This window comes from Citrobacter sp. CK202 (assembly GCF_030333225.1).
GTDB lineage: Bacteria > Pseudomonadota > Gammaproteobacteria > Enterobacterales > Enterobacteriaceae > Citrobacter_B > Citrobacter_B koseri.
Map to the genome: position 1 here is coordinate 50,961 of NZ_JAOWGI010000027.1, position 23,731 is coordinate 74,691.

Here is a 23,731-nt window from a genome sequence, read left to right on the forward strand (position 1 = left end):
ATAAGCGAAGCCGCCACCCGGCAAGTTATCTGTGCGGAAGTAACCCCCAAGCATATCAATTATTCCCACCCTCCCCTGTGCTACACTTCGCGCCATTCCTTTCTGCTACGAGTTTGCTATGAGACGAGAACTTGCCATCGAATTTTCCCGCGTAACGGAAGCGGCGGCGCTGGCTGGCTATAAATGGCTGGGACGCGGCGACAAAAATACCGCTGACGGCGCGGCGGTAAACGCCATGCGTATTATGCTCAACCAGGTCAATATTGACGGCACCATTGTCATCGGCGAAGGCGAGATTGATGAAGCGCCCATGCTGTTTATCGGTGAGAAAGTCGGCACCGGCCGTGGCGATGCGGTAGATATCGCCGTCGACCCTATCGAAGGCACCCGTATGACGGCGATGGGCCAGGCGAACGCGCTGGCGGTTCTGGCGGTCGGTGACAAAGGCTGTTTCCTCAACGCGCCGGATATGTACATGGAAAAGCTGATCGTCGGGCCGGGCGCTAAAGGATCTATCGACCTGAATCTGCCGCTGGCGGACAACCTGCGTAACATCGCAGCCGCCCTCAGCAAACCGCTCAGCGAACTGACGGTTACGATTCTGGCCAAACCGCGTCATGACGCGGTGATTGCAGAGATGCAGCAGCTTGGCGTGCGCGTATTCGCTATTCCTGATGGCGACGTGGCGGCCTCTATTCTGACCTGTATGCCAGACAGTGAAGTGGATGTGCTGTACGGCATTGGCGGCGCGCCGGAAGGTGTTGTCTCCGCAGCGGTGATTCGTGCGCTGGATGGCGACATGCAGGGCCGTCTGCTGGCGCGTCACAACGTCAAAGGCGACAGCGAAGAGAACCGCCGCATTGGCGAGCAGGAGCTGGCACGCTGTAAAGCTATGGGCATTGACGCCGGTAAAGCGCTGCGTCTGGACGAAATGGCGCGCAGCGATAACGTCATCTTCTCCGCCACCGGGATCACCAAAGGCGATCTGCTGGAGGGGATTAGCCGCAAAGGCAATATCGCTACCACCGAAACGCTGCTGATTCGCGGCAAATCGCGCACTATCCGCCGTATTCAGTCCATCCACTATCTGGATCGCAAAGACCCGGATGTGCAGGCGCATATCCTGTAACTGATTTGTTCGATTGAGCCTTCCGGCCCTTCGGGGCTGGAAATCTTTCGTTCAACGAACGAAGATAAGGGTATTGCAGCAGACAGGAGAAGATCATGGCAGATTGGGTAACAGGAAAAGTCACGAAGGTACAGTACTGGACCGACGCCCTGTTTAGTCTGACCGTTCACGCCCCCGTTCATCCCTTCACCGCAGGCCAGTTTACCAAACTCGGACTGGAGATCGATGGCGAACGCGTACAACGCGCCTATTCCTATGTGAATGCGCCCGATAATCCCGATTTAGAGTTTTACCTGGTGACGGTTCCCGAAGGCAAACTCAGCCCACGTCTGGCGGCGCTTAAACCTGGCGATGAAGTACAGGTGGTGAGTGAAGCGGCGGGGTTCTTTGTTCTGGATGAAGTGCCTGACTGCGACACCCTGTGGATGCTGGCGACCGGAACGGCCATTGGCCCTTATTTGTCGATTCTGCAACTCGGTAAAGACCTGGAGCGCTTTAACAACCTGGTACTGGTGCATGCCGCGCGTTACGCCGCTGATTTAAGTTACCTGCCGTTAATGCTGGAATTGCAAAAGCGCTACGAAGGCAAGCTGCGCATTCAAACTGTCGTCAGTCGGGAAACCATCGCAGGCTCGCTTACCGGGCGCGTCCCCGCACTGATTGAAAGCGGCGCGCTGGAAGCGGCGGTCGGTTTACCGATGGACACCGAGACCAGCCATGTGATGCTGTGCGGAAATCCGCAGATGGTGCGTGATACGCAACAGCTGCTGAAGGAGACCCGGCACATGACCAAACACCTGCGTCGTCGTCCTGGGCACATGACCGCTGAGCACTACTGGTAAGCACGGTCGCAGGCCCGGTAAGCGCCAGCGCCACCGGGCGCTCTGCCGGATAGCGGCATAAATGCCTTATCCGGCCTACGGTTTATCGCCTGCCTGAGGCTCTGCTTTAAACTTCACATCCTGCGTTTCTTTGCCGAACTTATTCTCGCCCTGAGTGCCGACAAACGCCCCCAGATCGATAAACATCATGACCAGAATGAGCGTCGGGACAAAGCGCCCCACGACCCACTGCCACATTCCCGGCAACATCATCCAATTTCCGGCCAGCAGCATCCACGCCAGAATCATCAATAACGCCCACAGGCCGGAGCGCCCCCGGTCATGCAAACGCTTAACCATGACCGCCGCCGTGGGCCAGAGCAGACACACCAGACAAAATGCCGCCGTCTGGATATCGAGTAAGTTCTTGCTCGCCAGCGAAAACAGCACCAGCATGCCGACAAACCAGAGACCGAGCCAGATCCAGAAATCACGGCGTCCAATACGCCCTTTAAATGAGAATAACCACTGCTGTATGGTCATGTAAGTTCCTTTATTATTGCCTTCGCTGTCAGTTTACCCTTTTGACAAGCCCGACAGTTATCGTTTTAATCGTGAGCAGTCCTAACGAAAGGTAAGATTGATGAAGCCAGGGTATACACTGTTTTTATTATTGTTTTCCGCCATAACTGCGAGCACAGCGGTGCTGGCGGAGGCATCGCCGTCTGCGACGACCGCGCCCTACCTGCTGGCTGGCGCGCCGACGTTTGATCTCTCCATCAGCCAGTTTCGCGAAAACTTTAATCAGCAAAATCCCCGGCTTCCACTGAACGAATTTCGTGCTATCGACAGCAGCCGCGACAGGGCGAACCTGACCCGCGCCGCCAGCAAGATCAATGAAAATCTGTACGCCTCAACGGCGCTGGAGCGCGGTACGTTAAAAATCAAAAGTATGCAGATTACCTGGCTTCCCATTCAGGGGCCCGAGCAAAAAGCCGCCAAAGCCAAAGCGCAGGAATACATGGCGGCGGTGATCCGCACCGTCGCCCCGCTTCTGACAAAAGAGCAAAGCCAGCAAAAACTGCAAAAATTACTCACAGCGGGCAAGAATAAGCACTACTACGCCGAAACGGAAGGCGCGATTCGCTATGTTGTCGCAGACAACGGGGAAAAAGGGCTGACCTTCGCTGTTGAACCGATTAAGCTAGCGCTATCGGAGAATCTGGAAGGGCTGAATTAAGTGACAAAAAGCAAAGCCTTTCGAGGGAGGGATCTCTATACTGTTTCACAGACCATGCCGTCCCTGAAGGGCGGCCATCTTCCTTAATTCGCTGACAAAGCGTGGAGAAATGAAATGCGACATCCTTTAGTGATGGGTAACTGGAAACTGAACGGCAGCCGCCACATGGTAAACGAGCTGGTGGCTAACCTGCGTAAAGAACTGGCTGGCGTTGCTGGCTGTGCAGTTGCGATTGCACCGCCGGAAATGTATATCGACATGGCGAAACACGCCGCTGCCGGTAGCCACATCATTCTGGGCGCGCAGAACGTTGACCTGAACCTGTCTGGCGCATTCACCGGTGAAACTTCTGCTGAAATGCTGAAGGATATCGGCGCGCAGTACATCATCATCGGCCACTCTGAGCGTCGTACTTACCACAAAGAGTCTGACGAGCTGATCGCGAAGAAATTCGCCGTGCTGAAAGAGCAGGGTCTGACTCCGGTTCTGTGCATCGGTGAAACCGAAGCAGAAAACGAAGCTGGCAAAACCGAAGAAGTCTGTGCTCGTCAGATCGACGCGGTACTGAAAACTCAGGGCGCTGCGGCGTTTGAAGGCGTGGTTATCGCTTACGAACCTGTATGGGCGATCGGTACTGGCAAATCCGCCACTCCGGCGCAGGCGCAGGCTGTTCACAAATTCATCCGTGACCACATCGCCAAAGCTGACGCGAAAATCGCTGAGCAAGTGATCATCCAGTACGGCGGTTCCGTAAACGCAGCTAACGCGGCAGAACTGTTCGCTCAGCCGGACATCGACGGCGCGCTGGTTGGCGGTGCTTCCCTGAAAGCTGACGCGTTCGCGGTGATCGTTAAAGCAGCGGAAGCGGCTAAACAAGCTTAATGCTGTTGTGGCGGGTGGCGCTTGCGCTTACCCGCCACACAAAATCACAGGCCCGGTAAGCGTTAACGCCACCGGGCTTTTTTTACAAACGCCCCAGTAAACTAAACCACACGTAATCCAGCGGCAACAGCACCAGATACGTTGCCAGCGCCAGTGCCAGACACAGCGTCATGCCTGGTTTTGCCGGGACTTTCCCTAATGCCATCGCCACCACAATCGGCGACGCCTGATAGGGCAACAGCGGCGTGGAGTACCCCAATACCTGAATCATAATCACCGACAGCAGCGGAAAACCGGTTGCGTCGGAAAAACTCTGCGCCAGCGTGGTATACAGCGCCGGAACGCCGTTCGCCGTCATAATAAAATTCAGCGCGGTGGTAATGCCGGTCAGCGCCAGGAAACTGGTGAAGGGCTTTTCCGGGTCCAGCGGCATGACATGCAGCAGCGCCTCGCCCACCGCATTGCCAATGCCGGTTTGCGTCACGGTGATCGCCAGCCCCAGAATGCCTGCCACATAAATACAGGTGCGGATATTCACGCCGCTGGAAAACTCTTCCCCGTTGATAAACCCCACGCGCGGCAACAGTGTGATCACCGCCGCCGCCAGCCCGGTCCACGCCGGGCCAATACCGTGCCAGCTTTCGCTGACCCACATCGCCAGCACCACCGCCAGCATCCACGCCAGCCGTTTCTCCGCACGGCTCATCGGCGCAGGCGGCGTCAGGTCGCGAGGCGCATGCGGTTTACCGGGAAACAGCCAACAAATCAGGACGATTAACAGCGCGCCTTTCAACCAGCCCAGAACAGGCGTATGCAGCAGAAGATACGGCAGATAGTTCAGGTGGATGCCGTACGAGCCTTCCGCCGCCCCGCTCATCACCAGGTTAGGTACGTTAGCAGGCAGGATGGTCGCGGAGAGCTGGAAGGTTCCAAAGCCCACCGCAAGCGCCAGTCCGTACCAGGCGCGCGTGCCATCGGCAATCCCGGCACGTTTCGCCATCGCCGCGACAATGGGCATCAGCAGCGCGATACGCCCCATATTGGACGGCATCACGAACGCCAGCGCATAACTGAGCAGCACCACGCTCGCCACCATCAGCGGCCATGAGTCGGTCAGTCTGGCGGATAAGGCGCGCGCCGCCCTGTCTGCCAGCCCTGTTTTGCGAATCGCCACCCCCAGCACAAAACCGCTAAAAACCAGCCAGAAAGCCGACGAGGCAAAACCACCAAAAATGACGTCCGGCGGCGCGATCTTCGCCACCATCGCCACGGTAAAGAACAGCAGCGCGGTAATAAACTCCGGCAACAGCGAGGTTGCCCAGAGCAGAATGGTCACGCCGACCACCAGCGAAGGAATGAACAGAGGGTGTGTAAGCCAGAGCGACATGCCTGTCTCCTGTTGTTTTTTTCAACAAGAATACGGAGACAGGCAGGTGGAGTAAACGCCAGATTAGGTGGGGTTACTGCAAAATCTCACATTGATGATCCTGAATTTCCTCAGCGGAAGCGAGGTTAAACGCCAGCAGGTTGCGCTGCGTCGCCAGCAAAACAAAAGAGTCGTCGCTCTGGCGCACCACCGCCAGCGCATAGCTGCCCATGTGCTCACGCGCATCCGGCACTTCTTCCGCCAGCATCATGAACGGGCTGCGTTGCGCCAGCTCGCTTTCCGTCACCCGACGCGCCAGATATTCATTCCCGCGCAATCCGCCCGGCAGTGGCAGCCAGCGGGTACTCACTTTCGCCAAATTATCATCCAGTTGCGCTCGCACATCAGGGCGCAGGCAGGAGATGTGGATATGAAAGTGGTTTTGCGTCCGCCCGGAGCGTGAGTTAATCGCCAGCGAAATGGCGCTGTCTGGAATATCTTTGCCGTACTTTTGGTTCATAAAGCTGCGCGCCTGCCAGGCTAGCCAGAAGAAGTTCGGCGTGTAGGGCTCCACCAGCAGCGGGCTTTCCGTACCGTTGATGCGGTACGTCGGCATCAACAGATACTGCAACGGGCCATTACGATCTTTAAACACGACATACCCGGCATCCGGTTTCACTTCAGCGCATGGCGCAGGATTTTGCTGTTGCAGTTGGTTCGGTACGCATTGTTGCAGAACAATATCCCGCAATGCGTTCGGATTAGCGGCCAGCTTCCAGTAGCCAATGCCCGCGACGGCGGCAACAATCACAACCGCCAGCAAAAAATAACCTGTTTTTTTCATTACTCATTCCCTGTCTCTTATTGACGTGCAAGAGTAACGCAAAATGATGACAAATAAAAAAGCCCGGTCGCACGATGCCACCGGGCTGGAAAAGCAATTTACATTAGCGTTTGCTGATTTGGTCGAACGTACCGCCATTAGAGAAATGCTCTTTCTGCGCTTTCGTCCACCCGCCAAACTCCTCGTCAATGGTGAAGAGTTTCAGCTTCGGAAATGCATTTTCATATTTCTTCGCCACTTCAGGATCGCGTGGGCGATAGAAGTTTTTCGCCGCAATTTCCTGCCCTTCCGGCGAGTAGAGATACTTCAGATAGGCTTCCGCCACGGCTTGCGTCCCTTTTTTCTCCACGACTTTATCCACCACGGAGACGGTCGGTTCTGCAAGAATTGATTCGCTCGGCGTCACGATTTCGAATTTATCTTTGCCCAGTTCGTTCGTCGCCAACAGCGCTTCGTTCTCCCAGGCGATCAGCACGTCGCCAATCCCACGCTCAACAAAGGTGTTGGTTGAACCACGCGCGCCAGAATCCAGCACTTCCACGTTCTTAAATAACGCTTTTACGAAGTCCTGCGCTTTGGCCTGATCGTTGTTGTTGTTGTGCAGGGCGTATCCCCACGCAGCCAGATAGTTCCAGCGTGCGCCGCCAGAGCTTTTCGGGTTCGGCGTAATCACCGACACGCCCGGTTTTACCAGGTCGTTCCAGTCATGGATTTGCTTCGGATTGCCTTTACGCACCAGGAAGACGATGGTGGACGTGTACGGCGCGGAGTTGTCCGGCAGACGTTTGATCCAGTTTTTGTCGATACGACCGCGCTCTGCAATGGCATCAACGTCATAAGCCAGCGCCAGCGTCACCACATCGGCCTCAATACCGTTAATGACTGACGTCGCCTGCTTACCGGAACCGCCATGTGACTGACGGATCACCACGTTGTCGCCCGTTTCTTGTTTCCAGTGCGCGCTAAACGCTTTGTTGTACTGATCGTACAGCTCGCGCGTTGGATCGTAAGACACGTTAAGTAACTGAATATCCTTCGCCAGAACGCTGGTCGATGCCAGCAATAATGTTAACCCCACGCCCCATTTATTCATCGCCCAGCTCTCTTATGTAGTGTTGTGATGAGTAAAGCGTGCCAGAAAGGAATCCAAACATTAAAGAATAAAAAAAGATTGGCTATAACTTGAGGGAATAAATGAAGGATATTGCCGGATGCTGGCTAACGCCTTATCCGGCCTACAGGCCGTACTGTTGTAGGCCGGGTAAGGCGAAGCCGCCACCCGGCACAATACACACAACGATCAGTACAGCTTTTTAGCGCAATCCAGCCAGTCACCTTTGAACGGACGCTTCATGTTTTCGATAGCGTCGATGATGTCATGGTGAACCAGTTGTTCGTTCTGGATGCCCACACAACGTCCGCCAAAACCTTCCAGCAGCAGTTCAATGGCATATGAGCCCATACGGGAAGCCAGAATACGGTCGTAAGGCACCGGAGAGCCGCCACGCTGGATGTGACCCAGTACGGTCGCACGCGTTTCACGGCCAGTCTCTTTCTCGATGTAGTGCGCCAGTTCATCAACGTCACACATATGTTCGGTGATCGCGACAATCGCGTGTTTTTTACCTTTCGCGATGCCCGCTTTGATTTCCGCAACCAGATCGTCACGGCTGAATTCCACTTCCGGCACCACAACAAACTCACAGCCCCCAGCGATAGCCGCCGCCAGGGTCAGGTCGCCGCAGTAACGCCCCATCACTTCAACGATGGAGATACGCTGGTGAGAGGAAGAGGTGTCACGCAGACGGTCAATCGCTTCCACTACCGTACCCAGCGCGGTGAAATAACCGATGGTGTAGTCAGTGCCTTTGATGTCGTTGTCGATCGTGCCCGGCAGACCGATGCACGGGAAGCCCATTTCAGTCAGACGTTTTGCACCCATATAGGAACCGTCACCGCCGATAACAACCAGCGCGTCGATGCCACGTTTTTTCAGGTTTTCGATAGCCACTGCGCGAACATTTTCATCGCGGAATTCCGGGAAGCGCGCGGAACCGAGGAAAGTACCGCCACGGTTGATCATGTCGGACACGCTGTAACGGTCGAGCTGAACCATACGGTCTTCATACAGACCCAGGTAGCCATCATAAATACCCATTACTTCCAGTCCTTCCGTCAACGCTGCGCGTACAACACCACGGATTGCTGCGTTCATGCCAGGCGCATCACCGCCGCTTGTCAACACACCGATTTTCTTAATCATGACTACCTCTGAACTTTGGAATGCAAAATGAAATCTGTTGCCGGAAGCCGATACTGTTACTCTGCACATCGGGACGATCCAACGAATATGCAGATAGTATAACAACCGCTTCCTGCTGAATTGATTCAGGTCAGGCCAAACGGCGGTAATTTATACACAAAATGCTGGCCTTGCTCACTTTTTTACAACGAATTACGAAAGCTCAAATCTCTTGCCTTCCCTGGGTACGACTGAACAGGGGTCCTGGTGGATAATGACATCCGAACCCGGAAAACGCCGCAAAATCGCCTGCTCTACCTGTTCAGCCACCAGATGCGCCTGAACGAGCGGCAGATTATCTTCCATTTCCAAATGAATCTGAATAAAGCGGGTCGGCCCTGACTGCCGCGTGCGAAGATCGTGAGCGCCGTTGACGCCCGGCCACGATGTCACGATATCAATAATTTCCTGACGTTCCTCATCGGGCAGCGCGCGATCCAGTAACGACTGCACTGCCTCATACCCCATACGTAGTGCGCTGTATAGAATATAGATGCCGATTCCCAACGCAAACAAGGCGTCCGCGCGATGCCAGCCATACCAGGCCAGCCCAAGCGCAACGAGAATCGCTCCGTTCATCATAACATCAGACTGATAATGAAGCATATCTGCCCGTACTGCCTGACTTTGCGTCTTGCGCACAACCCAACGCTGAAACGTGACCAGAATGATCGTACAAACCAGGGCGATAAGCGTCACCACGACCCCGACGCCCGGTTCGTTCATTGGCGTAGGGGTAATCAGATGCTGAATACCGGTCAAAAACAGAAACAGCGCCGAGCCGGAAATAAACATGCTCTGCGCCAGCGCCGCCAGCGACTCTGCTTTGCCGTGTCCAAAGGTGTGTTCATCATCCGCCGGTTGCAGCGAATAGCGCACCACTAACAGGTTAGTCAGCGACGCGGCAATATCCACCAGCGAGTCAACCAACGCAGCCAGAATACTCACCGACCCGGTGTACCACCACGCAAAAATTTTGATCAAAAGTAACAGTGACGCCATCACTGTCGCAGCAATTGCCGCCCGGCTGACCAGTCGCCCATAGGTTTGATTCATAAACACTCCTGCCTTTCCATGCCGGTAGTATAACGGATGGAGTAAAACAGTAAGGCAATAACCGGATGACAAATTTTGGACAAAAAAAACCCCTCCATCATGGAGGGGAAGACAGGGATGGTGTCTATGGCAAGGAAAACAGGGTTTGTTACTGGGAACGTGAGTTGCTACTACTCAATAACTTCAACGAGGAGCCGTTTTGCCATTGCGCCACATCGCGCAGTTGCTCCATTCGTTGTTGATGCTTCTCATTTAAAACCGCTTGCTGCTCTGGCGTTAACAGGCGATACATCTGGTTGCGAACCCTGGCCATTTCGACCTGGCGGGCAACCTGTTCTTGCGCCATTTTTTCTGCCTGAGCGCGCACAGCGTTTTCATCAAATTTTTCTGCGATGACAAGGCGATGCATTGTCTCCATTTCGCTAACATTAACAGGAGGCTGTTCGTGTCTTGCCTGCTGCATCAGATCTCGCATCTGTTGACGCTGATGTTCGGTTAAACTTATGCCGTCGAACATATGGCTCTGCGTACTGCGCTGCGTAAGTCCTTCACCTTGATGCCAGTTATCGCCTGTAACGACTTCAGCAGCGTGGCTTAAAGGACTGAGTGCCAGCGTTGAGGCCATGACGGCAGCGGTAACTTTGCGCATCACTTGCTCCCAAAATCTTTTCTGTCGCGATTCAACGAGAGACAGTTTACGATTCGGGCTGCAAACATGCGTCAGGGGGTGTAAAACAACGTAAAGTCATGGATTAGCGACGCCTGATGACGTAATTTCTGCCTCGGAGGTACTTAAACAATGAATAAAATCCTGTTAGTTGATGATGACCGAGAGCTAACTTCCCTGTTAAAGGAGCTGCTCGAAATGGAAGGCTTCAATGTGCTGGTTGCCCATGACGGGGAGCAGGCGCTTGAGCTTCTGGACGACAGCATTGATTTACTTTTGCTCGATGTCATGATGCCGAAGAAAAACGGTATTGATACGTTGAAAGCGCTTCGCCAGACACACCAGACCCCTGTCATTATGCTGACCGCGCGCGGCAGCGAACTGGATCGCGTACTCGGCCTTGAGCTGGGCGCGGATGATTATTTACCTAAACCGTTTAACGACCGTGAACTGGTCGCGCGTATCCGTGCGATTCTGCGCCGCTCGCACTGGAGCGAACAGCAGCAGAACAACGACAACGGCTCGCCGACGCTGGAAGTGGATGCGTTAAGCCTCAATCCGGGTCGCCAGGAGGCCAGCTTCGATGGTCAAACCCTGGAGTTAACCGGCACCGAATTTACCCTGCTCTATTTGCTGGCGCAGCATCTCGGCCAGGTGGTTTCGCGTGAACATTTGAGCCAGGAAGTGCTGGGTAAACGCCTGACGCCGTTCGACCGCGCGATCGACATGCATATCTCCAACCTGCGTCGTAAGCTGCCGGAGCGTAAAGACGGGCACCCGTGGTTTAAAACCCTGCGTGGTCGCGGTTATTTGATGGTTTCCGCTTCATGATAGGCAGTTTAACCGCGCGCATCTTTGCCATCTTCTGGTTGACGCTGGCGCTGGTGCTGATGTTGGTATTGATGTTACCCAAGCTCGACTCACGCCAGATGACCGAGCTACTGGACAGCGAACAGCGCCAGGGGTTGATGATTGAGCAACATGTAGAAGCTGAACTCGCGAACGATCCACCCAACGATTTAATGTGGTGGCGTCGCCTGTTCCGTGCGATCGACAAGTGGGCGCCGCCAGGACAGCGGTTATTGCTTGTGACCACTGAAGGACGCGTGATCGGCGCAGAACGCAGCGAAATGCAGATCATTCGTAACTTTATTGGTCAGGCGGATAACGCCGATCATCCGCAGAAGAAGAAATATGGCCGCGTTGAGATGGTAGGCCCGTTCTCTGTCAGAGACGGGGAAGATAACTACCAGCTTTATCTGATTCGACCGGCCAGCAGTTCCCAATCCGATTTTATTAATCTGCTGTTTGACCGCCCGCTCTTGTTGCTGATCGTCACCATGCTGGTCAGTTCGCCTCTGTTGCTTTGGCTGGCCTGGAGCCTGGCGAAACCGGCGCGTAAGTTGAAAAACGCGGCGGACGAAGTGGCTCAGGGTAATCTGCGACAACATCCAGAACTGGAAGCAGGCCCGCAGGAATTTCTTGCGGCTGGCGCCAGCTTTAACCAGATGGTGACTGCGCTGGAACGTATGATGACCACGCAGCAGCGTCTGCTGTCGGATATCTCGCACGAGCTACGCACTCCGCTTACGCGTCTGCAACTGGGCACCGCGCTGCTGCGTCGCCGTAGCGGCGAGAGTAAAGAGCTGGAGCGCATCGAGACCGAAGCGCAGCGGCTGGACAGCATGATCAACGACCTGCTGGTGATGTCGCGTAATCAACAGAAAAACGCGCTGGTCAGCGAAACGATGAAAGCCAATCATCTGTGGGGAGACGTGCTGGATAACGCCGCCTTCGAAGCCGAGCAGATGGGCAAATCGTTAACGGTGAACTTCCCGCCGGGGCCGTGGCCGTTATACGGCAATCCTAACACCCTGGAAAGCGCGCTGGAGAACATTGTCCGTAACGCCCTGCGCTATTCGCACACGAAGATTGAAGTCGGCTTCGCGGTGGATAAAGACGGCATTACGATAACGGTTGATGACGATGGCCCGGGCGTTAGCCCTGAAGACCGCGAACAGATCTTCCGCCCGTTTTATCGTACCGATGAAGCGCGCGATCGGGAGTCCGGCGGAACAGGGTTGGGGCTGGCCATCGTTGAGACCGCGATCCAGCAGCATCGCGGTTGGGTGAAAGCCGAAGACAGCCCGCTGGGCGGCTTACGGCTGGTGATCTGGCTGCCGTTGTATAAGCGTTCTTAAGTCTCGCTGTGGTGCCGGATGGCGGCGTGAACGCCTTATCCGGCCTACGGAAACCGCACGTTGTAGGCCCGATAAGCGCAGCACCATCGGGCATTACGCCGGATGGCGGCGTGAACGCCTTATCCGGCCTACGGGAAACCGCACGCTGTAGGCCCGATAAGCGCAGCACCATCGGGCATTACGCCGGATGGCGGCGTAAACGCCTTATCCGGCCTACAGAAACCGCACGTTGTAGGCCCGATAAGCGCAGCGCCATCGGGCATTACATCATCCACGTAAACGTCGTGACTGATCTTCAATTTTGCCGCTCAAACGGCGCTTCTGCATCGTTCTGGTCCAGCTTTTCGATAACCCCGCCGCCGACAGCAAACGATGATACTGGCCGTCGTCGAACGGCATATGCCAGGCTATCGCAATCGCCTCCTGTACGCTCACATCGCTGACGCGCGACGCCAGAATCAGCGGCGCATCCGCCGATACCTGCCCCGGCGCGATAACGCTGTACAGCCAGCCGGTTTTCCCGGCGTTCTGCATCTGCGTCGCCATATCGCTAATGCCGAAATGGAAGTTGAGCTTAAAGCACGGCGAACGTGGCTGAGTCACCTGAATCAGCGCCTCTCCCCACTGAAAAATATCGCCGATAAAAACATTTTGCTCGGTCAGACCATCGGTCGAAAGGTTTTCGCCAAACGCGGGCGCGACAAACAGATCCGCCTGCGCCGGGAATTGACGCGCCCAGTGCAGATAGTGTTCACGGGGATAATGGCACAGCGCGCGATCGGGCCCACCGTGAATTTTCGTCTCTGCCTGCTCATCACCGGCAAGGCCCAGATCGCTAAGCATCAGCTCGCCATCAACCTGGATTTTCGCAATGGCGCTGGGACGACTTCCCGCATAGTCCCGAATTTTGCCCGTAAACACCTCGACCGGATATCGCATCAGCTTCCCTCTCCCGACAAATAATCCTCATTAGAGCATATTTATTTTGTCTCAGCCGCTCAAAATGAGAGCCGGGTTCACATGATGCGCCAGCAGACGTGCTATCAATTAAAGTGATTTTGAAACGCCATTTCATAATAAGGAGTCAACAACGTGACAGTACAATCGCAGTTTGCTGGCGTCTGGTGTCCTTCCATTACGCCGATGGACAATGACGGAAAAGTCGATCTTAACGGCCTGAGCCAGCATCTCAAACGCCTTACCGAAGCCAACATTGATGTTATTTTGCTGATGGGCAGCATTGGCGAATTTGCGTCTTTCACGCTGGAAGAGCGGCTGATGCTGATCCGCGAGGCCCGCGCGATGAGTTCGCTGAAGATGGTTGCCAATGTCTCCTCCACCTGCACCGGCGACATCCTGCTTATGGCGCAGGAAGCGTACCGCGTCGGGTACGATGCGGTGATGATTCTGCCACCGTATTACTACGGGCAGACGTCGAAGCAGCTTCTGAGCTACTTCCGCCAGCTTGGCAACGCCCTGAGCGGCAAATGGTTCGCCTACAATTTCCCGGCACGCACCGGCTGCGATTTAACGCCGGATCTGGTGGCGACCCTTGCCGCCGAATTCCCGAATTTTGCCGGGATTAAAGATACCGTCGACTGCCAGTCCCATACCCGCAGCATGATTCAGACCACCCGCGCGGTACGCGACGATTTTGCCGTGCTCTCCGGCTATGACGAGTATTACATCCCCAACCTGCTGGCGGGCGGCGCAGGCATTATTTCCGGCTTAAACAACGTGATGCCGGAGCTGTTTGTCAGCGCGCGGGAGGCGTTTAAGCAGGGTGATTTGCAAACGTTGCGCGATATCCAGGAGAAAATCGGCACGTTTATGTCCATTTACGCGATTGGCGAGGATTTTGTAACCACGATTAAAACCGTGGTATCGCGTAAGTTCGGCTATTGTACCGGCGTGTCGCGTAATGCGGGAGGAGAACTGAACGAGCACGAGCGTCGCACAATTGATGAGGTGTTTGGCCGTTAATTCTGACCGGAAGCGCCGGATGAGGCATAAGCCGTCATCCGGCAAAACGGGTTTATTTCACCGTACCGCGAATATCGATTTCCGCCGCTCTGGCCTTCACCTTCCGCGACCAGACTGAGGTAATGATCGGCACCAGAATCGAAGTCACGATAACCGATGTGGCAACCAGCGAGGTCGCGGCGGGCGCCATTGGTTTAAACGCCGGAACCATCTCTGCGATCAGCACGGGCGTGGCTACTGCGGCGCCCGCAGAACTTGAGGCGGCAATACCTGCCGTACCGTCACCGCCGCCGATAAACTTGTCAGCGATGATTAACGGGATGCCGGTGATAATAATGACCGCCACACCCAGTAGAATCCCCAGCACGCCCGTCTGTGCAATCACGCTCAAATCAATGGTGTTGCCCAGCGCGAAGGCGAAGAACGGAATCAGCGTCTGTACCGCTTTGCTGAAGAATTCCCGCAGTTCCGGGTCGAGATTCCCCAGCGCGAAACCAATCAGGAACGGCAATACCGCCCCCACAAATACATGCGGTTCAAACGAGGCAATCCCGGCGGTTCCCAGAATAACCATCGTCATCAGCGGCCCTGACTCCAGCGACATCAGGACAAATGCCCCGGCCTCTTCTTTGGTGCCGTACTGCTGCATGATGGAGGCGTACAGCCCACCGTTGGTCATGTCCATAGAGGCCACCAGCGCCAGCGTCGACAGCCCGGCGAAGAAGCCCGCTTCCACCCCATGTTCCGGGATAACGCGTGACGCAATAGCGGCCACCACCCAGGCAACCGCAATTTTGGTCACCACCAGCGTCCCGGATTTACGCAGCACGGTGCCTGTGGCGCTCAGTTTGATCGACGCGCCCATACAAAAGAACCAGACCGCCAGAATCGGCACCGTACCGGTGATCATACCGTTTGTGAATGAGCCGAAGTATTTCCCTGCACCTGGCGCGAAGGTGTGGCATAGCGCGCCGAGGAACAACGGAACGAGCATCATGCCACCCGGGACTTTTTCTATCGTGCGTTTAATCTGCATTTCCTTCACCTGTAGACATAAAAACGGGCAATTTTTATGGGCGAATGCACCTTACTTTGAGGCACACCCGCGTTGATGAAGAAACGATAGACATTCATTCGAACAATAAAAGTGATCCCAACCACATAACAAAACTATGTTTCATTTTTTATGGATTGATGTTTTTAATTTGACGTAAGTCACACCAGGCAAGCCCAAAAGCGCCTAAAAGAAAGCCCCCGCAGGTTATGCCTGCGGGGGCTGAATCTAATGCCGGATGGCGGCTAACGCCTTATCCAGCCTACAAATCGACAAATCCTCTTCGTAGGCCTGATAAGCGCAGCGCCATCAGGCAAAAAGACTTATTTTTTCGCCGCGAAACGCGCAGCAGCTTCGTCCCAGTTCACCACGTTCCAGAACTCTTTGATGTAGTCCGGGCGACGGTTCTGGAATTTCAGGTAGTAAGCGTGTTCCCATACGTCCAGACCCAGGATTGGGAAACCGGAAACGCCGGAAATGGCCTCGCCCATCAGCGGGGAGTCCTGGTTAGCGGTAGAGACAACCGCCAGTTTGTCGCCCTGCAACACCAGCCAGGCCCAACCGGAACCGAAACGCGTTGCCGCCGCTTTTTCAAACTCCGCTTTGAAGTTATCAACGGAACCGAAATCACGTTCGATAGCCGCTTTCAGGTCGCCCTGCAAAGCGGTGCCTTTTTTCAGGCCTTTCCAGAACAGGCTGTGGTTAGCGTGGCCGCCCGCGTTGTTGCGCAGTACGGTTTTTTTGTCCGCCGGAAGCTGATCCAGTTTGGTGATCAGTTCTTCAACCGGCAGGTTCGCGAATTCAGGCAGGTTTTCCAGCGCCGCGTTAGCGTTGTTGACATAAGTTTGATGGTGTTTGGTATGGTGGATTTCCATCGTCTGCTTATCGAAGTGCGGTTCCAGCGCATCATAAGCGTACGGCAGGGATGGCAGTGTATAACTCATAATCATCTCCATTATTGTCGAGCGGCTGAAGTGTTAATGCCGCGTAAGCAGTTGGTTCATTATAGTTAATTAAATGATATTGAAAATGCTTATCAATGCCGTAGTTTTAATAAGGATATAACTTTTCATTATGTTCTTGAATATGTGAGCCAAATCACCCGTATAACGTGCTGGTTGCCAGGAAGGAAGAAATGTCGGCAATCCTCAAAAGGTTAATCAACTGCGCAATTTTTACACTCATCAGGTCGGGAGGGTCACACCGGCAATAAAAACGATGAGGATTAAGTCATGAGTAACGCGATTACGATGGGTATCTTTTGGCATTTGATAGGTGCGGCCAGTGCAGCCTGTTTTTATGCCCCGTTCAAACAAGTTAAACAATGGTCCTGGGAAACCATGTGGTCAATCGGTGGGATTGTCTCCTGGCTTATCCTGCCCTGGACCATCAGCGCCCTGCTGCTCCCGGATTTCTGGGCCTATTACAGTTCCTTCAACCTCTCCACCCTGTTGCCCGTATTTCTGTTCGGCGCAATGTGGGGCATCGGTAATATTAACTACGGCCTGACCATGCGCTATCTCGGCATGTCGATGGGGATCGGCATCGCGATTGGTATTACGCTGATCGTCGGCACCCTGATGACCCCCATCATCAATGGAAACTTTGATGTGCTGATCAATACCGAAGGCGGACGAATGACGCTGCTGGGCGTCCTGGTGGCGCTGATCGGCGTTGGCATCGTCACCCGCGCCGGGCAGTTAAAAGAGCGCAAAATGGGGATCACCGCCGAGGAGTTCAACCTGAAAAAAGGTCTGCTGCTGGCGGTGATGTGCGGTATTTTCTCCGCCGGGATGTCCTTTGCGATGAACGCCGCCAAACCGATGCATGAAGCCGCCGCCGCGCTCGGCGTCGATCCGCTGTATGTCGCTCTGCCAAGCTACGTGGTCATCATGGGCGGCGGCGCGCTGATCAACCTGGGCTTCTGTTTCATTCGTCTGGCAAAAGTGAAAAACTTGTCGATAAAAGCCGACTTCTCGCTGGCAAAATCGATGATCATCACCAATATCCTGCTGTCCGCGCTGGGTGGCCTGATGTGGTATTTGCAGTTCTTTTTCTACGCCTGGGGCCACGCTCGCATTCCGCCGCAGTATGACTACATCAGCTGGATGCTGCACATGAGCTTCTACGTGCTGTGCGGTGGGATTGTGGGTCTGGTGCTGAAAGAGTGGAAAAACGCGGGTCGTCGTCCTGTCAGCGTTCTCAGTCTGGGTTGCGTGGTCATTATTATCGCCGCCAACATCGTCGGCATGGGAATGGCAAGCTAATCGTTTTGCGTACTGTGATGACGCCACTGGCTGGGCGTCATCCCGGTTTCCCGCGTAAACACCACCGAAAAGTAGTTACTGTCCTCAAAGCCGCACTGCATTGAAATCTCACTGATCATCAGGCGGCTGTGCTGAAGCAAATACTGCGCATGGCAGATGCGGATCTGGCGAAGATACTGGTTGATGGTCATCCCGGTCTGTGAGCGAAACTGCTGTCGCAGCACCCGCTCGCTGCACTGCTCCTGGTCGCAAAACGCGTCCAGCGCAAAGGGGCGCTCCAGGCTTCCGGCCAGCGCGGTAATCAATTTATCCAGCAACGTTTCGCTCGCTCTGGTCGGGAGATCATCGGTGGCATAGCGATGTCTTTTCAGCGTCATCACCAGCTGACCAAATAGCAGCTCCGCCATCTCATTCGCCAGCGGATCGCCCTGATTGCTCTCATGTTCAAGCTGGCTGATAACCTGCCGCGCCTGATTCATCCCCACGCTGCCCAGCCGCCAGTGCGGGCGCCGTTCACTGCCGTTAAAGCCCGGAATGGCGCTTTCCCAGCCAAGATTCAGGGTCAACCGCTCCGGGCAGTAAATAATATTCTGCAAAACCAAATCGTTAACGGAAGTGTAGGAGTGTCTGTCCTCGGCGCGAATATAAAACAGATCGCCACGCGTGATGCGGTAAGGGCGATCGTTGAGCACATGCAAACCGTTGCCGCGCCAGACCAACACCAGTTCACAAAACTCGTGTGTATGTTCCGCGAACACATTTTGCGGATAGCGATCGGCAACCGCGACAGCCTGGACGTCATTCGCAAAAAAGTCTTTTTTCAGAAGGACTAACTGATTTGCCACCGCAGCACCTCACGTTGAATGCTTGCCGGATGGCGCTACGTTTGTCTGGCCTACAGATCGCCGCCGTAGGCCGGATAAGACGAAGCCGCCATCCGGCATTGAAGGGGACGATTATCAGCAAATTGGCGACAAAAAACGGTGATAGCTTTCGCGTTACTGTAGCAATGCGTCCCGCCCCTGGCGAATATCCCTGGGCGACCAGTCAAATTCCCGGCGAAACAGCGTCGAAAAATGGTTACTGTCGCCAAAACCGCAGCGATACGCGATATCTGTGACGCTTTCATCACTGTGACGCAGCAGATGGCGAGCCTTGATAAGCCGCAGACGGTTAAGATAGCGCTGCGGCGTCAGGCCGGTCTGTTGTTTGAGCTGACGGTGCAGCGTGCGCAGCGAGAGCGAAAACTTGTCGGCTATCGATTCCCAGCACACCTCTTCAGCAAAATGATCCTCCAGCCAGGCCAGCAACTGATTCAGTCGCGCATCGTTATTGGCCGCCCCTTCCATCAGGCTGCTTTTACGCAGCAGCACCAGCAACTGCATAAACAGAATTTCACGGTTGGCGACCGCAGGCGTGTCCATCTCGTCTCCGGCGTTTTCCATCTGCGCCACCAGTTGCCGCACCTGCTGCAACGCGCTCTGATTCACGCGCCAGTGTGACGGGTACTGCCCATCCTGTTCCTGCGGCAAGAGCTGGTTCAGCCCCGCCAGAAACTGAAACGCGTCCGGCGAGCGATAGAGCACATTCGTCAGACACAGGTTGTCGGTGTGTTCATACAGATGTCTGTCATGATCGCGAACAAAGCAGACCGTACCGCCGCTAATGGTGTAGGGCTGCCCATTGAACACATGAATGCCAGTGCCATGTTCAACAATCACAATCTCATGAAAATCATGATGATGTTCAGGAAAAGCGGACTGAGGAAGCCGGGGTTCAATGGCCACGGGCGCTTTACCTGACGGAAAAAAATCCACGCTATGCAGTACGGTCATGATGGCTTCCTGATATGAGAAACATGTCAGAAATAGTAATTAAGGGTTACTACCCTCACCTTAAATTTTTAACGCCAAAGCGCGCAAACCCGGTCGTTTTTTCAAGAAAGGACGGGAAAGATCAGGAAATGCGGACGCCGTCACATCCGGCCAATTCACGCTGATAAACGGAAATTGTGAACGCTATCACGTTCACCTTTGCCTCCTTGCCAGCGGCCAATTTAACTTGTCAGTAACAGGAAGGTACGCCTTCCTGGGGGTTCTTAGACTGAGTGCAATGAAACTCAGAAGGACTTCACCATGACTTTTCGCCATTGTGTCGCTGTCGATCTCGGGGCATCCAGCGGGCGCGTAATGCTGGCGCGTTACGACAGTGAACAACACGCCCTGACGCTGCGTGAAATCCACCGCTTCGCGAACTGTTTGCAAAAAACAGACGGGTTCGACGCCTGGGATATCGACAGCCTGGAAAATGAAATTCGCCTTGGACTGGAGAAAGTCTGCGATGAAGGTATCCGTATTGACAGCATCGGCATTGATACCTGGGGCGTGGACTATGTGCTGCTCGACAAGCACGGCCAGCGCGTCGGTCTGCCCGTATCTTATCGCGACAACCGTACCACGGGGGTGATGCAGCAGGCGCTGGCGCAGCTCGGCAAGCATGATATCTATCGCCGCAGCGGCATTCAGTTTCTGCCGTTCAATACGCTGTATCAGCTCCGCGCGCTGGTTGAACAACAGCCTGAACTTATCCCGCAGGTGGCGCATGCCCTGCTGATCCCCGACTATTTCAGTTTCCGCCTGACGGGCGAAATGAACTGGGAATACACCAACGCCACCACCACGCAGCTCGTCAATATCAACAGCGATGACTGGGACGATACCCTGCTGGACTGGACCGGCGCCAACAAAGCCTGGTTTGGCAGACCTACCCATCCGGGCAACGTGATCGGCTACTGGATCTGCCCACAGAAAAATCAGATTCCGGTGGTCGCCGTCGCCAGTCACGACACCGCCAGCGCGGTGATCGCCTCTCCACTGGCCGATAAAAACAGCGCTTATCTCTCTTCCGGCACCTGGTCGTTGATGGGCTTCGAGAGCAGAACGCCTTACACCGATGACACGGCGCTGGCGGCGAACATCACCAATGAAGGCGGCGCAGAAGGCCGCTACCGGGTGCTGAAAAACATCATGGGGCTCTGGCTGCTTCAGCGCGTACTGAAAGAGCGCCAGATTACCGACCTGCCCGCGCTGATCGCCGAGACCCAGTCGCTTCCGGCCTGCCGCTTCCTGATAAACCCGAATGACGATCGCTTTATCAACCCCGCCGATATGAGCGCGGAGATTCAGGCGGCCTGCCGTGAATCCGGCCAGCCGGAACCCACCCGTAACGCCGAACTGGCACGCTGCATTTTCGACAGTCTGGCGCTGCTGTATGCCGATGTGTTGCAGGAGCTGGCGAACCTGCGTGGTGAAGCCTTTAGCCAGCTGCACATCGTTGGAGGAGGTTGCCAGAACGCCCTGCTGAACCAGCTGTGCGCGGATGCCTGCGGCATTCGCGTGATGGCCGGGCCGATTGAGGCTTCCACCCTCGGCAATATCGGCATCCAGCTCATGACGCTGGACGAACTGAACAACGTTGACGACTTCCGTCAGGTGGTGAGAACCAACTACGACCTGACGACCTTTACCCCAAATCCTGACAGTGAAATTGCCCGCCACGTTGCGCAGTTTCAATCAAAACGACAGACAAAGGAGCTTTGCGCATGACCACTCAACTTGAACAAGCCTGGGAACTGGCGAAACAACGTTTTGCTGCGGTAGGTATTGATGTCGAGGAGGCGTTACGCCAGCTCGATCGTCTGCCGGTATCGATGCACTGCTGGCAGGGCGATGACGTCGCCGGATTCGAAAACCCGGAAGGATCGCTCACCGGCGGTATTCAGGCCACCGGTAACTATCCCGGTAAAGCGCGCAGCGCCAGCGAGCTGCGCGCCGACCTGGAACAGGCGCTAAGCCTGATCCCGGGGCCAAAACGCCTGAACTTACACGCAATCTATCTGGAGTCTGACACGCCGGTGTCCCGCGACCAGATCAAACCGGAGCACTTCAAAAACTGGGTGGAATGGGCAAAAGCGAACCAGTTAGGGCTGGACTTCAACCCTTCCTGCTTCTCTCACCCGCTGAGCGCTGACGGCTTCACCCTGGCGCACGCGGACGACAACATTCGCCAGTTCTGGATTGACCACTGCAAGGCCAGCCGCCGCGTATCCGCGTACTTCGGTGAGCAACTGGGCACGCCGTCGGTGATGAACATCTGGGTCCCGGATGGCATGAAAGACATCACCGTTGACCGCTTAGCGCCGCGCCAACGCCTGCTGGAGGCGCTGGACGAGGTGATCAGCGAAAAACTGAATCCGGCGCATCACATCGACGCCGTGGAAAGCAAACTGTTCGGTATTGGCGCGGAAAGCTATACCGTCGGCTCCAACGAGTTCTACATGGGCTACGCCACCAGCCGCCAGACCGCGCTGTGCCTCGACGCGGGCCACTTCCATCCGACCGAAGTGATTTCCGACAAGATTTCCGCCGCCATGCTGTATGTGCCGCGCCTGCTGCTGCACGTCAGCCGCCCGGTACGCTGGGACAGCGACCACGTCGTGCTGCTGGATGATGAAACCCAGGCAATTGCCAGCGAAATCGTGCGTCACAACCTGTTTGACCGTGTGCATATCGGCCTCGATTTCTTCGATGCCTCCATCAACCGTATCGCCGCGTGGGTTATCGGCACGCGCAATATGAAGAAAGCGCTGCTGCGCGCGCTGCTGGAACCAACCGGGCAGCTGCGTCAGTTAGAAGCCAGCGGCGATTACACCGCCCGCCTGGCGCTGCTGGAAGAGCAGAAATCCCTGCCGTGGCAAGCCGTCTGGGAAATGTATTGCCAGCGTCACGACACGCCAGCCGGCAGCCAGTGGCTGGAAAGCGTCCGTGCCTATGAAAAAGAGATTCTGAGCAAACGTAGCTAACCGCGACGCCTGACTTGTAGGCCGGATAAGACGTTCCGCGTCGCCATCCGGCAATAAATGAAACACGATTGCCGGATGGCGCTGCGCTTATCCGGCCTACGTAAGACCCGATAACGTTCGGGCAATAAATGGGAACACCGAACATGCAGAACATTACCCACTCCTGGTTTGTCCAGGGAATGATCAAAGCCACCTCCGACGCCTGGCTGAAGGGCTGGGACGAACGCAACGGCGGCAACCTGACGCTGCGTCTGGATGAGGCGGATATCGCGCCGTTTACCGACGATTTCCACCAGGAGCCGCGCTATATCACGCTGAGTCAGCCAATGCCGCGGCTGGCGAACACGCCGTTTATCGTCACCGGCTCCGGCAAATTCTTCCGCAACGTACAGCTCGATCCGGCAGCGAATTTAGGCGTGGTGAAAGTGGACAGCGACGGCGCGGGCTACCACATTCTGTGGGGGCTGAATCATGAGGCGGTTCCAACCTCCGAGCTGCCGGCTCACTTCCTCTCCCACTGCGAGCGCATTAACGCCACCAACGGCAAAGACCGCGTGATTATGCATTGCCACGCCACCAACCTGATCGCGCTAACCTACGTGCTGGAAAACAACACGCCGCTTTTCACCCGCAAACTGTGGGAAGGCAGCACCGAGTGCCTGGTGGTGTTCCCGGACGGCGTCGGCATTCTGCCGTGGATGGTGCCGGGCACCGATGAGATCGGTCAGGCCACCGCGCAGGAAATGCAGAAGCATTCGCTGGTGCTGTGGCCCTTCCACGGCGTGTTCGGCAGCGGCCCGACGCTGGATGAAACATTCGGCCTGATCGATACCGCCGAGAAGTCTGCGGAGGTGCTGGTCAAAATCTATTCAATGGGCGGTATGAAGCAAACCATCACGCGTGAAGAACTGGTAGCGCTTGGCAAACGCTTTGGCGTGACTCCGCTTGCCAGTGCATTAGCGTTGTACTGATTCTTCCCGCAATCCAATGCCGGATGGCGGCTTCGCCTTATCCGGCCTATGCCGTAGGCCCGATAAGCGCAACGTCATCGGGCAATA

Annotated in this window: 23 protein-coding genes; 11 read left to right on the plus strand and 12 right to left on the minus strand. The window is 55.4% G+C overall.

Annotated features, from left to right (window positions below):
- The first annotated feature begins 118 nt into the window (after window positions 1–118).
- Window positions 119–1,129, plus strand: a complete 1,011-nt coding sequence (gene glpX / locus OGX84_RS15710; protein ID WP_112001490.1) for a class II fructose-bisphosphatase — start codon at window positions 119–121, stop codon at window positions 1,127–1,129.
- A 95-nt stretch (window positions 1,130–1,224) separates the two neighbouring features.
- Window positions 1,225–1,971 (plus strand): ferredoxin--NADP(+) reductase, encoded by a 747-nt coding sequence (gene fpr, locus OGX84_RS15715; protein WP_012133874.1) that lies wholly within the window; start codon window positions 1,225–1,227, stop codon window positions 1,969–1,971.
- 75 nt (window positions 1,972–2,046) lie between these two features.
- Here the strand turns inward: fpr and OGX84_RS15720 are convergent, their stop codons facing one another.
- Window positions 2,047–2,493: a DUF805 domain-containing protein gene (locus tag OGX84_RS15720; protein WP_112001489.1), complete on the minus strand. Its 447-nt coding sequence runs from the start codon at window positions 2,491–2,493 to the stop codon at window positions 2,047–2,049.
- A 100-nt stretch (window positions 2,494–2,593) separates the two neighbouring features.
- On the opposite strand from OGX84_RS15720, the gene OGX84_RS15725 reads away from it, so the two are divergent.
- Complete coding sequence (locus OGX84_RS15725) at window positions 2,594–3,190, plus strand: YiiQ family protein (RefSeq protein ID WP_112001488.1); 597 nt, start codon at window positions 2,594–2,596, stop codon at window positions 3,188–3,190.
- 114 nt (window positions 3,191–3,304) lie between these two features.
- Complete coding sequence (tpiA, locus tag OGX84_RS15730; protein WP_024130662.1) at window positions 3,305–4,072, plus strand: triose-phosphate isomerase; 768 nt, start codon at window positions 3,305–3,307, stop codon at window positions 4,070–4,072.
- A gap of 82 nt (window positions 4,073–4,154) precedes the next feature.
- Here the strand turns inward: tpiA and OGX84_RS15735 are convergent, their stop codons facing one another.
- The 6 genes from OGX84_RS15735 to cpxP all read right to left on the minus strand — a co-directional run bounded on the left by OGX84_RS15735 (window position 4,155) and on the right by cpxP (window position 10,289).
- Window positions 4,155–5,459 (minus strand): SLC13 family permease, encoded by a 1,305-nt coding sequence (locus tag OGX84_RS15735; RefSeq protein WP_012133878.1) that lies wholly within the window; start codon window positions 5,457–5,459, stop codon window positions 4,155–4,157.
- A gap of 73 nt (window positions 5,460–5,532) precedes the next feature.
- Complete coding sequence (locus tag OGX84_RS15740) at window positions 5,533–6,282, minus strand: CDP-diacylglycerol diphosphatase (RefSeq protein ID WP_112001487.1); 750 nt, start codon at window positions 6,280–6,282, stop codon at window positions 5,533–5,535.
- A gap of 103 nt (window positions 6,283–6,385) precedes the next feature.
- The gene (gene sbp / locus OGX84_RS15745; RefSeq protein ID WP_112001486.1) at window positions 6,386–7,375 is read right to left on the minus strand and encodes a sulfate/thiosulfate ABC transporter substrate-binding protein Sbp; all 990 of its coding nucleotides are present in this window, start codon (window positions 7,373–7,375) and stop codon (window positions 6,386–6,388) included.
- Window positions 7,376–7,582: 207 nt separating this feature from the next.
- Window positions 7,583–8,545 (minus strand): 6-phosphofructokinase, encoded by a 963-nt coding sequence (pfkA, locus tag OGX84_RS15750; RefSeq protein WP_012133883.1) that lies wholly within the window; start codon window positions 8,543–8,545, stop codon window positions 7,583–7,585.
- Between the two features lie 192 nt (window positions 8,546–8,737).
- Entirely contained in the window at window positions 8,738–9,640 is a 903-nt protein-coding gene (gene fieF / locus OGX84_RS15755; RefSeq protein ID WP_049011792.1) for a CDF family cation-efflux transporter FieF, read from the minus strand.
- Between the two features lie 148 nt (window positions 9,641–9,788).
- A complete protein-coding gene (gene cpxP / locus OGX84_RS15760) occupies window positions 9,789–10,289 on the minus strand; it encodes a cell-envelope stress modulator CpxP (RefSeq protein ID WP_012133885.1) in 501 nt (166 codons plus the stop codon).
- Window positions 10,290–10,439: 150 nt separating this feature from the next.
- Here cpxP and cpxR point away from each other — a divergent pair, with 150 nt between their 5' ends.
- Complete coding sequence (cpxR, locus tag OGX84_RS15765; protein ID WP_012133886.1) at window positions 10,440–11,138, plus strand: envelope stress response regulator transcription factor CpxR; 699 nt, start codon at window positions 10,440–10,442, stop codon at window positions 11,136–11,138.
- Complete coding sequence (cpxA, locus tag OGX84_RS15770) at window positions 11,135–12,508, plus strand: envelope stress sensor histidine kinase CpxA (protein WP_110494833.1); 1,374 nt, start codon at window positions 11,135–11,137, stop codon at window positions 12,506–12,508. Before cpxR ends, cpxA begins: the two co-directional genes overlap by 4 nt.
- 267 nt (window positions 12,509–12,775) lie before the next feature.
- On the opposite strand, the gene yiiM is transcribed toward cpxA, so the two are convergent.
- The gene (gene yiiM / locus OGX84_RS15775) at window positions 12,776–13,447 is read right to left on the minus strand and encodes a 6-hydroxyaminopurine reductase (RefSeq protein WP_058668378.1); all 672 of its coding nucleotides are present in this window, start codon (window positions 13,445–13,447) and stop codon (window positions 12,776–12,778) included.
- Between the two features lie 153 nt (window positions 13,448–13,600).
- Here yiiM and OGX84_RS15780 point away from each other — a divergent pair, with 153 nt between their 5' ends.
- The gene (locus OGX84_RS15780) at window positions 13,601–14,491 is read left to right on the plus strand and encodes a dihydrodipicolinate synthase family protein (protein ID WP_024130663.1); all 891 of its coding nucleotides are present in this window, start codon (window positions 13,601–13,603) and stop codon (window positions 14,489–14,491) included.
- Between the two features lie 52 nt (window positions 14,492–14,543).
- Here the strand turns inward: OGX84_RS15780 and kdgT are convergent, their stop codons facing one another.
- Both kdgT and sodA read right to left on the minus strand, forming a co-directional pair.
- Window positions 14,544–15,527 (minus strand): 2-keto-3-deoxygluconate transporter, encoded by a 984-nt coding sequence (gene kdgT, locus OGX84_RS15785; protein WP_012133890.1) that lies wholly within the window; start codon window positions 15,525–15,527, stop codon window positions 14,544–14,546.
- Window positions 15,528–15,868: 341 nt separating this feature from the next.
- Complete coding sequence (sodA, locus tag OGX84_RS15790; protein WP_024130664.1) at window positions 15,869–16,489, minus strand: superoxide dismutase [Mn]; 621 nt, start codon at window positions 16,487–16,489, stop codon at window positions 15,869–15,871.
- Between the two features lie 288 nt (window positions 16,490–16,777).
- On the opposite strand from sodA, the gene rhaT reads away from it, so the two are divergent.
- Window positions 16,778–17,812, plus strand: coding sequence for an L-rhamnose/proton symporter RhaT (rhaT, locus tag OGX84_RS15795; RefSeq protein ID WP_049009553.1), 1,035 nt, complete (start codon window positions 16,778–16,780; stop codon window positions 17,810–17,812).
- Here rhaT and rhaR read toward each other — a convergent pair.
- Window positions 17,809–18,657 carry an HTH-type transcriptional activator RhaR gene (rhaR, locus tag OGX84_RS15800; protein ID WP_112001485.1) on the minus strand — a complete coding sequence of 283 codons (849 nt, stop codon included), beginning with the start codon at window positions 18,655–18,657 and terminating at the stop codon, window positions 17,809–17,811. The genes rhaT and rhaR overlap by 4 nt on opposite strands.
- A gap of 153 nt (window positions 18,658–18,810) precedes the next feature.
- Entirely contained in the window at window positions 18,811–19,647 is an 837-nt protein-coding gene (gene rhaS, locus OGX84_RS15805; RefSeq protein ID WP_012133897.1) for an HTH-type transcriptional activator RhaS, read from the minus strand.
- A gap of 300 nt (window positions 19,648–19,947) precedes the next feature.
- Here rhaS and rhaB point away from each other — a divergent pair, with 300 nt between their 5' ends.
- The 3 genes from rhaB to rhaD all read left to right on the plus strand — a co-directional run bounded on the left by rhaB (window position 19,948) and on the right by rhaD (window position 23,644).
- Complete coding sequence (gene rhaB / locus OGX84_RS15810; protein WP_112001484.1) at window positions 19,948–21,417, plus strand: rhamnulokinase; 1,470 nt, start codon at window positions 19,948–19,950, stop codon at window positions 21,415–21,417.
- Window positions 21,414–22,673, plus strand: a complete 1,260-nt coding sequence (rhaA, locus tag OGX84_RS15815; protein ID WP_012133900.1) for an L-rhamnose isomerase — start codon at window positions 21,414–21,416, stop codon at window positions 22,671–22,673. Before rhaB ends, rhaA begins: the two co-directional genes overlap by 4 nt.
- Before the next feature lie 143 nt (window positions 22,674–22,816).
- Entirely contained in the window at window positions 22,817–23,644 is an 828-nt protein-coding gene (gene rhaD, locus OGX84_RS15820) for a rhamnulose-1-phosphate aldolase (protein WP_112001483.1), read from the plus strand.
- Window positions 23,645–23,731: the final 87 nt, after the last annotated feature.